The organism is Chromohalobacter israelensis DSM 3043 (assembly GCF_000055785.1).
GTDB classification, from domain to species: Bacteria; Pseudomonadota; Gammaproteobacteria; order Pseudomonadales; family Halomonadaceae; genus Chromohalobacter; species Chromohalobacter israelensis.
Map to the genome: position 1 here is coordinate 3,539,958 of NC_007963.1, position 13,483 is coordinate 3,553,440.

Annotated in this window: 11 protein-coding genes and 1 tRNA gene; 5 read left to right on the forward strand and 7 right to left on the reverse strand. The window is 64.0% G+C overall.

The window, feature by feature from the left end; translation table 11 throughout:
• Window positions 1–155: 155 nt before the first annotated feature.
• Complete coding sequence (locus CSAL_RS16090) at window positions 156–1,544, reverse strand: GntP family permease (RefSeq protein ID WP_011508465.1); 1,389 nt, start codon at window positions 1,542–1,544, stop codon at window positions 156–158.
• Window positions 1,545–1,668: 124 nt separating this feature from the next.
• Complete coding sequence (denD, locus tag CSAL_RS16095) at window positions 1,669–2,628, reverse strand: D-erythronate dehydrogenase (RefSeq protein ID WP_011508466.1); 960 nt, start codon at window positions 2,626–2,628, stop codon at window positions 1,669–1,671.
• Between the two features lie 206 nt (window positions 2,629–2,834).
• Here denD and CSAL_RS16100 point away from each other — a divergent pair, with 206 nt between their 5' ends.
• The 5 genes from CSAL_RS16100 to otnI are packed head-to-tail and all read left to right on the forward strand — an operon-like array spanning window position 2,835 to window position 7,295.
• Window positions 2,835–3,590, forward strand: a complete 756-nt coding sequence (locus CSAL_RS16100; RefSeq protein WP_011508467.1) for a FadR/GntR family transcriptional regulator — start codon at window positions 2,835–2,837, stop codon at window positions 3,588–3,590.
• 14 nt (window positions 3,591–3,604) lie between these two features.
• Entirely contained in the window at window positions 3,605–4,558 is a 954-nt protein-coding gene (ltnD, locus tag CSAL_RS16105) for an L-threonate dehydrogenase (RefSeq protein WP_244846630.1), read from the forward strand.
• Window positions 4,559–4,560: 2 nt separating this feature from the next.
• A complete protein-coding gene (gene otnK / locus CSAL_RS16110) occupies window positions 4,561–5,826 on the forward strand; it encodes a 3-oxo-tetronate kinase (RefSeq protein WP_342341601.1) in 1,266 nt (421 codons plus the stop codon).
• On the forward strand, window positions 5,823–6,482 hold the full coding sequence (gene otnC, locus CSAL_RS16115; RefSeq protein ID WP_011508470.1) for a 3-oxo-tetronate 4-phosphate decarboxylase: 660 nt from the start codon (window positions 5,823–5,825) through the stop codon (window positions 6,480–6,482). Before otnK ends, otnC begins: the two co-directional genes overlap by 4 nt.
• A 24-nt stretch (window positions 6,483–6,506) precedes the next feature.
• The gene (gene otnI / locus CSAL_RS16120; RefSeq protein WP_011508471.1) at window positions 6,507–7,295 is read left to right on the forward strand and encodes a 2-oxo-tetronate isomerase; all 789 of its coding nucleotides are present in this window, start codon (window positions 6,507–6,509) and stop codon (window positions 7,293–7,295) included.
• Between the two features lie 58 nt (window positions 7,296–7,353).
• Here the strand turns inward: otnI and fhuE are convergent, their stop codons facing one another.
• The 5 genes from fhuE to CSAL_RS16145 all read right to left on the reverse strand — a co-directional run bounded on the left by fhuE (window position 7,354) and on the right by CSAL_RS16145 (window position 13,426).
• Entirely contained in the window at window positions 7,354–9,600 is a 2,247-nt protein-coding gene (gene fhuE, locus CSAL_RS16125; protein WP_342341602.1) for a ferric-rhodotorulic acid/ferric-coprogen receptor FhuE, read from the reverse strand.
• A 124-nt stretch (window positions 9,601–9,724) separates the two neighbouring features.
• Window positions 9,725–10,585, reverse strand: coding sequence for a PA4780 family RIO1-like protein kinase (locus CSAL_RS16130; protein WP_011508473.1), 861 nt, complete (start codon window positions 10,583–10,585; stop codon window positions 9,725–9,727).
• 60 nt (window positions 10,586–10,645) lie between these two features.
• Entirely contained in the window at window positions 10,646–12,043 is a 1,398-nt protein-coding gene (dbpA, locus tag CSAL_RS16135) for an ATP-dependent RNA helicase DbpA (protein ID WP_011508474.1), read from the reverse strand.
• Between the two features lie 500 nt (window positions 12,044–12,543).
• Complete coding sequence (locus CSAL_RS16140; protein WP_043559778.1) at window positions 12,544–13,035, reverse strand: YciE/YciF ferroxidase family protein; 492 nt, start codon at window positions 13,033–13,035, stop codon at window positions 12,544–12,546.
• A gap of 314 nt (window positions 13,036–13,349) precedes the next feature.
• Window positions 13,350–13,426 (reverse strand) — tRNA-Arg (locus CSAL_RS16145).
• Window positions 13,427–13,483: the final 57 nt, after the last annotated feature.

Consider the following 13,483-nt stretch of genomic DNA (forward strand, 5'->3'; position numbering starts at 1 on the left):
TGTCGAAAGCTCGCCACGCTTTAGATTGACATGAAACGTCATTCGGTTGGCGTGTTACGTCGCGGCGTCGCTTTCTCCATGCAAGGCGACGCCGCGCGTTGTCACTCGGTGATATGGAATGGCATCTTTCCTCTTCCATGCGGACCGGATGTCGCTCAACCCACGAAGGCGTTGGCGATGAACAAGGCGACGAGTGCAGCCGCCCACCCCAGCGTCGTGGGCGCCGACAGCACCAGCAGCTGATGCTTGGCGGTCCTTACACCGAGCATGCGATTGACGACCCAGAAGTAGCTGTCATTGAAATAGCTGAAGAACAGCCCACCCAGGCACGCCGCTTGCGCCGCCAGTACCAGATTGACATCCGGCATGGACGACAGGATCGGGGCAGAAATCGACGCGCCGGTGATCATCGACACCGTTCCGCTGCCCTGCACGAAGCGCACCAGCGTGGCGATAATGAAAGGAATCAGGAAAGCCGGCATGGCCAGCGATGCGACGCTTTCGCCGATGTAATCGCCAGCCCCGCTGGCGCGCAATACGGACCCCAGAGCACCCCCGGCACCGGTCACCAGCAATATGATGCCGGCGCTTTCCACACCTTTTTCGAGATGCGCCAATACCCGGTCACGCGGCATCTTGGGCACGAGCCCATACACCGCCACCAGAACCCCGATCCCCACGGCAATCACTGGGTGGCCCACGAACTGGATGATCTGCACCGCCAGGGCGGGGTCGTCGCTCTCGCCCACTATCGCGGTCACCAGCGTATTGAGGAAAATCAAGGCAATCGGCAGCGCAATGGGCAGCACCGATTTCAACAACGTGGGCAACTCCGCCATGGGCCGCTGCCCAGGAAGAGCATCGTCCTCGTCTTCATCGCGGCGCAACGAATCGGGAACGTCACGCTCGATCATCGCCTCGATGCGCGGCCCCATGAAGCGCGCATAGAGCACCATGACGATCAAGGCAGGTATCGTGAAGACGATCCCCCAGGCGATCATCAGACCGACGTCGACACCGAAGATGCCTGCCACCCCGAGCGGGCCGGGCGTCGGCGGTACCGCACTGTGGGTGATGGCCAGCCCAGATGCCAGAGCAATGCCCAGCGCCAGAATCGAGCGGCCGCTGTTGCGTGCGAGCGCCCTGACCAGTGGATTGAGGATCACATAGGCGGAATCGCAGAAAATCGGGATCGAAACGATATACCCGGTCAGCGCCATCGCCCAGTCCTCGCGCTCCTTGCCGAGCATCTTGAGGATGGAGTAGGCCATGCGCTGGCCGGCACCCGACACCTCGAGGATGCGCCCCATCATCACCCCGAAGCCGATGACCAGACCAATGGTCGACAGCGTGCTCCCGAAACCGTCGGTGATCGCCCCGATCACCGCATTGGGTGGCATGCCGCCGATCAAGCCGGCGATCGAGGCGGCGATGATGAGCGCCAGCAAGGCGTGCACGCGGGTTTTCAAGACCAGCGAGATCATTACGAAGATAGCGATACCCAGGCCGATGATGACCTGCGGACCTGCGGCTGTTTCCGTCATGGTGGCGTACTCCTTTGCACTGTTGTGGCTGTCTGAGCAGCGCTTTTGTATCCAGGGGTGCAAGCATGCGTGAGTGTCACCGTTGCCACGGACGGCCACCCACGCCGCCGGGCCTCGGTGGGCGTCAGGTGCTCGAGTAATCCTCGCGATAGGCGCGAATCACGGCATCGACATCGGTATCGGCCTGGAAGCCCAGCGACAACGGGCGCGCGATATCCAGTCCCCCCGGCCAGCTCGCGACGATCTTGTCGATGGCAGCATCCGGCGTGAAGTCCACCAGCCCGCGCGTCTCGGCGCCTGCCTGGCGCTCAAGTGCATCCAGCAGCTGCGTCACCGTGACGGTGATGCCCGGCAAGTTGAGCGTGCGCCACTCGCCCAGTGCAGCGTCGTCGAGTTGCAAGGCATGGCGCAGATTGCCAACCACCGCACGCGGCGAGGACAACCAGAGCGGCAGGTCGGGATCCACGGGGCAAACGGCACGCTGCCCCGCCAGCGGTTCACGAATGATCGAGCTGGCGAACGAGGAAGCCGCCTGATTGGGCTTGCCGGGGCGAGCCACGATGGTCGGCAGGCGGCAGACACGCCCATCGATGAAGCCCCGTCGGCTGTAGTCGTTGACCAGCAGCTCGCCGATGGCCTTTTGCGCGCCATAGGAAGAACGCGGCTGAGGGCCGGTCTCTTCGGGCACCGGCTGTGCCAGTCCGGGGCCAAACACCGCCAGAGAGCTGGCGAACAGGAAACGCAAGCGGCGCGGATGGGCACGACAGGCGTCGAGCAGAGCCTGTGTCGCCTCGAGATTGACGCGCATGCCCAGCTCGAAATCGGCCTCCGCCTGGGCGCTGACCACAGCGGCCAGATGGCAGACGGCGAGCGTATCGTCTCCCAGGGCACGCTCGATCAGCGCTTTGTCGGCGATATCCCCGGTCCATGACTCGACGCGTGGATCGTCGAGAGGACAGGGCGCGAGATCGATCGACGTCACCCGTGTAATCGCTTCTCCCTCGATGCGCTGACCTTCCTCGAGCAGCGTCTGGATCAAGCGTGCGCCGAGAAAGCCGGCACCTCCGGTCACGATGACTTGCATGCATGTCTCCCCGGTCGAACGAAGCGGCGCTCCGCATGAGTTACCCATGGTGGTGTGGCGTTGGTCCAAAGACGTATTGCGTCGTCGCCACCCTATTTATAATGTTGTCTGACAAATCTGTCGGAGCAACACCACCATTAGTCGGAGACGCTCACGCCGATACCGGCGAGAGCCTGCGTCTCGCGACAAGACAAGAGGGAGCAGCGGTGATCACCGATCCAGAGACTCGACCGACCCGTGGTACCCAACTCTCGGAGCAGGTCGCACGGCAGCTGACGCACGCCATCCATACCGGCGAGATGCGCCCCGGGGAGCGTTTGCCCACCGAGGCGGCGCTCGGCGAACGCTATGGCATCAGCCGCTCGGTGGTGCGCGAAGCCATTTCCATGCTGCGTAACGCCGGCCTGGTCACATCGCGTCGCGGCAGCGGCAGCTTCGTCGCCGAGGTCCCCACCGTGGCGCTGCGCCTGGCGATTCCCGACCCATCGCTGCAATCGATCATCCGTCTTCTCGAATTGCGCCGGGCCCTGGAAGTCGAGGCGGCGCGTCTGGCGGCGCAGCGCCGCACCCCCTCCCAATTGCGCCGTATTCGCAATGCTATGGCCGACATCGACGAGGCTGTCGAAGTCGGCTCCGACGGCGTCGATCAGGACATGGCCTTTCACCGCGCCATCGCCGAGGCGTCGAACAACACGCACTTCACGGCGATCATCGACTTCTACAACCGCTTCCTGCATCACGCCGTTACCGTGACGCGAACCAATGAGTCGCTGCGCGAAACGTTCATGGCGCAGGTCATCGAAGAGCATCAAGCGATCGTCGACGCCATCGCCCAGGGCGACGAAGAGGCCGCCGCCCAGGCCGCCGCGCGCCACCTCGAGCATGCCGAGTGGCGCCTGCGCCAGGCGCCGACGGACCTGCTGGAACGCATCGAGGACACCGGAACCGACACGTCGGCCTGATCAACGGCCGTTTCATCAACGACGAGGAACGCGAGATGACACAAGCACGACGCGCGCGGGTGGGGGTCATCGGCCTGGGGTCGATGGGAATGGGCATGGCGACCTCATTGGTCGATGCCGGCTTCACGACCTGGGGATGCGACCTGCGACCCGACGCCCGACAGGCATTCGACGCCCACGGTGGCCGGGCGGTCGCCACGCCCGCCGAGATGGCCGCTCACGTCGATATCGTCGTCAGCGTGGTCGTCAATGCCGAGCAGACTCGCGAGGTCCTGTTCGGCCCCCAGGGCGTCGCCGACGGCCTGGCGCCCGGCAGCGTCATCGTCTCGTGCGCTACCTGCGCGCCGGAGGCCGTGGTCGCCCTGGGCGAGGAGCTCGCCACCCGGGGCCTGCGTCTGCTCGATGCGCCGATTTCCGGTGGCGCCGCCAAGGCCGCACAAGGCGCGCTGACGATCATGGCCTCGGGGCCTGACGATGTCTTCGACAGCGTCGAGGATGTCCTCGACGCCCTCGCCACCAAGGTCTTTCGGCTTGGCGACGCGATGGGACAGGGATCGCAGGTCAAGCTGGTCAACCAGCTGTTGGCGGGGGTGCACATCGCCGCCGCCGCCGAAGCCATGGCCTATGGCATTCGTGGCGGCTGCGACCCACGGGTGCTGTATGAAGTCATCACCCAGAGCGCCGGCAACTCATGGATGTTCGAGAATCGCGTGCCGCACATTCTCGAGGACGATTACACGCCGCGTTCGGCAGTGGACATCTTCGTCAAGGATCTGGGTCTGGTTCACGATACCGCTCACCGCGACAAGTTTCCCCTGCCACTGACCAGTCAGGCGCTCACCATGTTTACCCAAGCCTCGGCACAAGGCCATGGCGGCGACGATGACGCTGCCGTGATCAAGACGTTTCCGGGCTTCGGGTTGCCGTCTCTCGCGGCCAACGATGACGAGACAGGGGAGGAGGAATGACGATGCCCATCATCGGTTGCATTGCCGACGATTTCACCGGCGCCACGGACGTGGCGAGCATGCTGGTCAGTGCCGGCATGCGCACGCTGCAGACCATCGGCGTCCCGTCGACGGCGCTGGACGATGACGTCGAGGCCGTGGTCGTCGCCCTCAAGTCGCGCACCCTGCCCGCCGACGAGGCCGTGGCACAGTCTCTCGAGGCGTTGGCGTGGTTGCAGGCCCAGGGCTGCGAACAGTTCTATTTCAAGTACTGCTCGACGTTCGACTCCACGCCCGCGGGCAACATCGGGCCGGTGACCGACGCGCTGATGACGGCGCTGGACACCGACTTCACCGTGGCCTGCCCGGCACTGCCCGCCAACCAGCGCACCGTCTACAACGGCTACCTGTTCGCAGGGGGCGTGCCGCTCAACGAAAGCGGCATGCAGGATCACCCCCTCACGCCCATGACGGATGCCAATCTGGTGCGCGTTCTCGGCGCCCAGACGCACCAGCGGGTCGATCTGATCGACTACGCCACGCTCAGCGAGGGTGTCGAGGCCGTCGAGGCCCGCATGCAGGCACTGCGCTCGGCGGGCGTGGGCATCGCCGTTTGCGACGCCATCGACACGCAACATTTGCATACCCTGGCACGCGCCTGTCGCCACCTGCCCCTGGTGACCGCCGGCTCCGGGCTGGCCCTGGGGCTGCCCGCCAACCTGACCGATCGCTTGCCTGCGGCAGGACAAGCCGATGCATTGCCCGCCATCGCCGGGCGAGAGGCCATCTTGAGCGGCAGCTGTTCGCGCGCCACCCTGGCGCAGCTCGAACATGCCCGCGAGCACTACCCGAGCCATTACCTCGACGCTCTGGCCTTGGCCGATGATTTCGAAGGGGTCATCGCGGCGGCGCTCGCGCTGGCCGAAGAGCATCTCGATCGTGGCCCGGTGCTGCTGTATGCCAGCGCCTCGCCGGAAGACGTGCGACGGGCGCAGGAGGTCCTCGGCGTCGCGGAAGCGGGGGCCCTGGTCGAACGCGCCATGGCCGAGATCGCCCAGTCCCTCGTCGAGCACCATGGCGTACGGCGCTTGCTCGTGGCGGGAGGCGAAACCTCCGGCGCGGTGGTCAACGCGCTTGGGGTGCAAGGCTTGCGCATCGGCCCGAGCATCGATCCCGGCGTGCCCTGGACCACCACCTTTGGCACGCCGGCGCCGCTCGCCCTGACCCTCAAGTCGGGCAACTTCGGGGCCCGGGACTTCATGACCAAGGCATGGAGGATGTTGCCATGAGCCACATCAGCACCACGATCAACGAAAACCGCCTGCGCGAGGAGATTGCCGAGATCGGCCGTTCCTTCCGGCTACTGGGCATGGCGCCGGGCACTTCCGGCAACATCAGCGCCAGACTCGATGACGGCTGGCTGATGACGCCGACCAACGCCAGCCTCGGTGCCCTCGATCCCGCCGCGATTTCCAAGCTGGACTGGGACGGCAACCTGCTCGACGGCGAGCCACCGACCAAGGAGTCGTTCCTGCACCGCGCCTTCTACGATCAGCGTCCCGATACCGGCGGCATCATTCACCTGCATGCCACGCACTCGGCGGCGGTCTCGTGTCTCAACGGCCTCGATGAACGCTCCTGCCTGCCCCCCATCACGCCGTATTTCGTCATGCGCGTGGGGCGTTTGCCGTTGATTCCTTACTATCGTCCCGGCGATCCCGCCCTCGGCGACGCGATACGCGAACATGCCAAGTCCCATGGCGCGGTGTTGCTGGCCAACCACGGCCCCGTGGTGGCGGGCAAGACACTGGAAGCGGCACGCAACGCCATCGAGGAACTGGAAGAAACCGCCAAGCTGTATCTCCTGCTGCGCCAGCACGACGTACGCACCCTGGGCGAAGCGGAAATCGATGAGCTTCGTCAGGCCTTCGGCGCCCACTGGTAAGCATTTTCTGAAAGGAGTCTCCCCATGCCCCGCTTTGCCGCCAACCTGTCCATGATGTTCAACGAGGAGCCCTTCATGGAGCGCTTCGCCGCGGCCGCCGCCTGCGGCTTCGAAGGGGTCGAGTTCCTGTTCCCCTATGCGTTCGAGGCCGATGACATCGCTGCCGAGTTGAGACGTCATGGCTTGCAGCAGGCGCTGTTCAACCTGCCGCCGGGCGACTGGGACGCCGGCGAGCGCGGCATCGCCGCCCTGCCGGGGCGCGAGGCGGAGTTCCGCGACAGCGTCGAGACCGCGATTCGTTACGCCCGGGCGCTGAACTGTCCGCGCCTGCATGCCATGGCAGGGCTGGCCCCCGAGGATGTGGCACGGGAAACATGGCGCGAGGTGTATCTGGAAAACCTGCGCCATGCCGCCCGCCGCCTCGCCGAACACGACCTCGAATTGCTGATCGAGCCCATCAATACCCGCGACATGCCGGGATACTGCCTCAACCATCAGGCCGAGGGGCACGCCATCGTGGCCGAACTGGGCGAGCCCAACGTCAAGGTACAGATGGATTTCTACCACACCCAGATCATGGACGGGGACCTCTGGACGACCTACCGGCGTCATCGCGCAGGGGTCGGCCACATTCAGATCGCCGGCGTGCCCGAGCGTCACGAACCCGATACCGGGGAAGTGAATTATCCGTGGCTTTTCCAACAGTTGGACGCAGACGGGTTCGAGGGCTGGATCGGCTGTGAATACAAGCCCCGCGCCGGCACCCGGGCGGGACTGGGATGGTTCGAGGCGTGGAAACGGCCAGCCGGCTAGCGGCCGAGACGCTGGCGGGCGCCGGCGTTGGCACGTGCGCCGGAGCCCGCCAGGACACTCAGAACGCGTAGGTCAGCGTCGAGGTCACCCGTCGTGGTTCACCATAGACACCGTAGGTGTCGAAATAGCTGTAGTACTTCTCGTCGAACAGGTTCTTCACGTTGACCTGTAGCGCCAGCTGCGGCGTGAACTGGTAACGACCGAAGACATTCGCGACCGCATAGCTGCTCTGCTCGTAATCGCGGGTTCCGCCGCCGGGCGCAGCCTGGTCGTCGATGAAGGTATCGCTCTGCCACCTGGCCCCCCCGCCGATCGTCAGCTGACGCCACTGTGGTACACGGTAGCTGGCGAAAAGGTTGGCCTGGGTACGCGGGCGGTCGGTGTTGAACGAGCCTTCCGCGGAGGTCGCCGTGTAGTGGGTAATTCCCACGGTCATATCGAGATCGTCGGTCACCGCACCGGTCAGCTCGGCCTCGAAACCTTCGCTGACCACGTCGCTGACAGGGGTGGCGGTGGTGATGAGCGAGCCGGGGGTGCTGACGATATCGGCCACGTTATCCTGCTCGAGTCTGAACACCGAGAACGAGGCGTTGAGCAATCCATCGAACCAGGCGGCCTTGATGCCGGTCTCGTAGTTCTTGCCCACGAGGGGGTCGAGATAGCCGTTACCGCCTGCCAGGCGATAGCTTTGGGGCTGGAAAATCTCGGTATAGCTCAAGTAGGTGGACCAGACATCGTTGATGTCGTAGACCAGGCCGCCATACGGCGTGATGTCGTCTTCGTCCTGAGAATGGCTGCCCAGGCCGCTCGACCAGGTACTGCCATGCCAGTCGGTATAGCGTGCGCCGATGATCAGCGTCAGCGGATCGGCCAGCGAGAACCGCGTGACGCCGTAGACCGACTTCTGCCGCACACTGGCGCTCTCCGACGGCGTGAAATCCGCCCATCCCGCATTCGGTGCCGTGCCATCCCAGTGATTGAAATCGCCGGGAGCAAAGCCGTCGATGAAGGTGTTCTCGTAGTCATTGCTCTGGTCGCTGTAGCTGCCGCCCACGACGAGCTCGTGCGCGCGACCGAACAGTGCGAACGGGCCCTTCGCATAGCCGTCGACCGAGTCCACCTGGCGCTCGCCCCGGTTCCAGCCGGTATAGAAGAATGGACCTTGTCCCGTCACAGGGTCGGGAGACGAGAAATAGGGTTCGTAGTAAGGTGCGGCCAGCTTGCCGTCCATGTCGGTCTCTTCGTGGGTCGCCGTGCCGCGCAGCTCCCAACCGTTGTCGAAGCGATGGTCGAGCTGGGCGAATACCTTGCTGGCTTCGAAATCGTAGTAGGACCAGTCCGGGGCCACGCTGAACGAGCGGCTGTAATCCGTCTCGCTGCCATCGCTGTACCAGAGCGGCAATCCGCCCCAGGTCGGCGACGAGGCATGCGTGCTCTGGTAGTCGTAACCCACCGAGAGGGTGGTGCGATCGGTCACGTCCGCATCGATCACCCCATAGCCGAACTTTTCACGCTCGGCGTAGCGGTCCAGATAGGAGTCGCTATCGTCGTAGCCGCCGACGAACCGCGCCCGCACATCGCCGGACGCCGTCAGCGGGGTGGTGACATCGACCACGCCGCGGCGCTGGTCCCAGCTGCCGAGCGTGCCGGACACCGACCCTGTCAGCTCGCGGCTGTCTGCGTGCTTGCGCACGAAATTGACCGAGGCCCCGGGGTTCCCCGCGCCCGTCATCAGGCCGTTGGCGCCGCGCACCACCTCGACCCGATCATAGATCGCCGTGTTCTGGGAGCCCTCGCCGAAGTACCAGCGACTGTCCGTGTTGAGCGTGGGAATGCCGTCGTATTGATAGCTGTTGATGCGAAAACCGCGCGAGTAGAACGACACGCGGTTGCTGTCGATGCGGCTGGCGGAGATGCCCGTGGTGTTGGCGAGGACCTCTTCGATGTCATGCAGATCCTGATCCTCGATGCGCTGCTCGGTGACGATGCTGAGCGACTGCGGCACCTCCTTGGGACTCAGCTCGAAACGCGTGCCCGCCGCGGTGGTGCGGCGCGTGTAGCCGACATTGTCATAGAGGTTCACGGCTGTGACCGTCACCGTCTCCAGCTCAGGTGCCTCATCGGACTGTGCCCATGCCGAGGAGAGGGGAAGCACCGAGACGGTGGAGAACAATGCGATCGGTAACGCGCGGCTGCGAAGAAAATGCGCGCGGGCTTGGCCGCACGACTGGCCTGACTCGTGCGGCCGACAGGAAGGTTTGTTCATTGTGTTCCCTTGAGGACGCGTCATGGGCGTCACTTTCATGAGGCATTTCCGAAGCGCGAAGTATGGAAACCCTCGACTCAAGAGTCAATGATTATGATAAATATTCGCATTGGCATCATTGACGCCAACGATGCCGACAAGGGTGCTTGCGACAGTCGAGACCTCAGTCGTCGTCTTCGATGTCGTCGCGCGCGCGCTCGCGGCGCTCCTCGGCTTCCTCGCGCGCATCGTCGATCACCGCCATCAGCTCCACGACATCGACGCTGTACGTGTCGGGTTCGAAATGCCCGGTGAGCCGGCTATCCGGATGCAGTTCCCCGGTCTCGAAAAGCGCCCAGATCTCCTTGCCGTAGTCGGTGTCGAGCAGCGCCGGCTCGAAGCGCCCGAACCAGTCGCGCATCTTGTCGACGTCACGCACCAGCAGCATCGGCGCGCTGTTGTTGCCCGCCGCATCGACTGCCTGGGGCAAGTCGATGATCACCGGGCCCTCGCGGTCGACCAGCACGTTGAATTCGGAAAGATCGCCATGCACCAGCCCGGCGCACAGCATGCGCACCACGTCGGCGATGACACGGTCGTGATAATCGCGCGCCTGTTGCGGGCTCAGCGTCACCTCGCTCAGGCGCGGGGCGACACCGCCCTCGCCGTCGCCGATCAGGTCCATCAGCAGCACGCCGTCGACGAAGCCATGCGGCCGAGGCACGCGCACCCCCGCCGCGTCCAGCCGGTACAGGGCATCCACCTCGGCGCTGAGCCAGGCCGCTTCCTGCTCCTTCTGACCGTAGCGGGTCTTCTTGGCCATCGCCCGGGCACGCCGGCTGTTACGCTCCTTGCGGCCCTCCTGATACTGAACGGCCTGCTTGAAGCTGCGTTGACTGGCTTCCTTGAACACCTTGGCGCAACGCTGCTCTGCGCCACAGCGCACCACGTAGACCTGGGCTTCCTTGCCGCTCATCAACTGGCTGACGACCTCATCGATCAGTCCATCTTCGAGCAGCGGTTGGAGTCGTTTGGGGACTTTCATATCACCTTTTCATAGTAGGCGCCGGTAATCGGGGCAAGCATCAGAAGCACCATCGGGAAATCAGCGAGTGACGCGGCGCGCCCGGAACGACCGCCCCTTGATCCGTCCATTGGCGAGTTGATCGAGCGCAGCACGGGCCACCTCGCGCTCGACGGCGACGAAGGCACTGCGCTCGGTGATCTGGATCTTGCCGACCTGGTCGCCGGCGATACCGCCCTCGCCGGTCAAGGCGCCGAGAATGTCTCCCGGACGTACCTTCTGCTTCTTGCCGGCGCCGAGCTGCAACGTCGTCATCCGCGGCGTGAAGGGCTGCGGATTGCCGCGCAGCGTCGGCAACGGTTCGCAGGCCAGCGGCTCGCCGAGGAAGTCGCCGAGCTTTTCGAGTCGATAGCGCTCACCCTCGGCGACCAGTGTACAGGCCACCCCGCGCCCACCGGCCCGGCCGGTACGCCCGATGCGATGCACGTGAACCTCGAGTTCGCGGGCGATCTGGTAATTGAACACCGCATCCAGCGCATCGATGTCCAGCCCGCGCGCCGCCACGTCGGTGGCGACCAGAACCGACACGCTCTTGTTGGCAAACATCGCCAAGATGCGGTCGCGGTCGGGCTGCTCAAGATCGCCATTGAGCGCCAGCGCGGAAAAGCCCGCCGCGTTCAGGGCCTCGGCGACCTGTTGCGTCTCGCGCTTGGTGTTGCAGAACACCACGCTGGACTCCGGGCGATGGCTGAGCAACAGCCGCTCCAGCGCCGGCAGGCGAGCCTCCTCGTCGGCGACCCGGAAGAAATGCTGACGAATGCTGGTGTCGTCATGCGTCGAGGCGACCTCCACGGCGAGCGGTTCACGCATCAGACGCTCGGCGACCGGCCGGATGCCCTCGCCGTAGGTGGCACTGAACAACAGCGTCTGACGCGAGGTCGGCGTCTGGCCGACGATCGTCTCGATCGCCGCCTGGAAGCCCATGTCGAGCATGCGATCGGCTTCGTCCAGCACCAGCGTGGTCAGCGCGCCGAGTGTCAGCGAGCCCTTGCGCAGGTGCTCCTCGATCCGCCCCGGGGTCCCCACCACCACATGCGCGCCATGTTCCAGCGAATCGCGCTGCGGCTTGAGCGGCGCCCCGCCACACAGCGTCAGCACCTTGACGTTGCCCAGCCCACGCGCCAGCCGACGCACCTCACCGGCGACCTGATCGGCCAGCTCGCGGGTCGGACACAACACCAGCGCCTGCACACGAAATGCCTTCACTTCGAGCTTCGCAAGCACGCCCAGACCGAACGCCGCCGTCTTGCCCGAGCCGGTCTGGCCCTGGCCGATCACGTCGCGCCCGGCGAGTATCGCCGGCAGGCTCTCGGCCTGGATCGGCGTCATCGCGTGGTAGCCCAGCGACGCCAGGTTGGCGAGCAACGCAGGCGCCAGCGGCAGGGTGGCGAAGTCGGGGCGAGGGGATAAGTCGGACACTGGGCGATCCTGTAAAGGGTGTCGACCACGTCATGTGTCACGCAAAATCAGTGCGCGATGATGAGCAACGGTGGTCGGGATGGAATGGCAGCAGGATAACAGAATCGTGCTCGGCGCGTGCGCGCAAGCCAATACGGCAATCAAGAATCGAAGAGCAAGAGACAGGCCAGCAAGCCATCGTGCGCCACCCGAGCCCTCCCCGGCGATGCTCTCGGGCCTGACGTCGAACTCGGCAGTTTCACGGGCTGCCGGTTCAAGTAGCGCCAGCGTCTCGAGTAATCGGACACGCAGGTCGCCACGATCGCCGAGCGCCCGGTCCACACACGTTCTGGAACGGCTCAGGGGCCACATGTCGGCGGTACGGCAGCCAGGGAAAAGTGGCACCGTTGCGTTGTCATATGGTGCTAAATGAGTACAGGAAAGGTCTCGGCTCGCATGAAGCGAGCCGAAACTTTCTTACGGATTGATAAAGATTAAAAATTTCAGTCAATCGAAGTGGTTTAGCCCGCCTTTTTATTCACGTCTTTCTTGGCCAGCTTGGTCAGCTTATCGTCCGCGGACTTTTCTTCCTTGAGCGTTTCAGCAAGGATATCCCTCGCCTCGGTGTAGCCAAGTTGCTCGGCCAGCGAGCACAGCGTGCCATACGCGGCGATTTCGAAGTGTTCGACCTTCTGGGCAGCACCGATCAGCGCGGCATCCAGCAATGGCCCCTTCTCAACGGCTTCGATCAGTTCCTGGCCTTCCTCGATCAGGCTCTCCATCGCATAGCTCTTGACACGCTTGACGCGAATGTCGGGAATCGTATCCGCCGCTTGCTCGATCCGCTCCACCTGGCCACGCGTTTCTTCCAAGTGCTCCTTGAAGGCATCGGCCAGATTGGAGTCGTCCGCTGCACGGGCCAGTTTCGGCAATGCGCGCGTAATCTGCTTTTCTGCGCTGTTAATTTCATAAAGCAGGCGAACGAAAAGGTCATTCGGGGTCTTGATAACCATGGTGTGCTCCATTTCCTTGACGAGAAATTCCATTTTTTCCGCGAACTTAAATGGCTATTTCAACGTAGCAGGGAGATGGACTCTGACAAACGCATTGATTGATGGGGATTAAAAACCTGGAAACATAAAACCGGCTCACGACTCCCGTCCCGACAATCGGTTTGATTATCAGCCCCGCGTGATTCACTACCCATTGCTAATACAGCCATCGAAGTGCTCTATCATACCGAGGGGCAGAACGTATCAGCGCTATGCGGGAGGGGCTCGCAAACGAAAAAGCCCGCGAGAGGAGTCGCGGGCTTGACATCGATTCGTGGCCCGCCCTGAAGGATTCGAACCTTCGACCTTTGCCTCCGGAGGGCAACGCTCTATCCAGCTGAGCTAAGGGCGGAACGCGGCATATCCTACTGCGTCAGGATAGGGGTTGTCCACCATGGTGGCTCGCCTC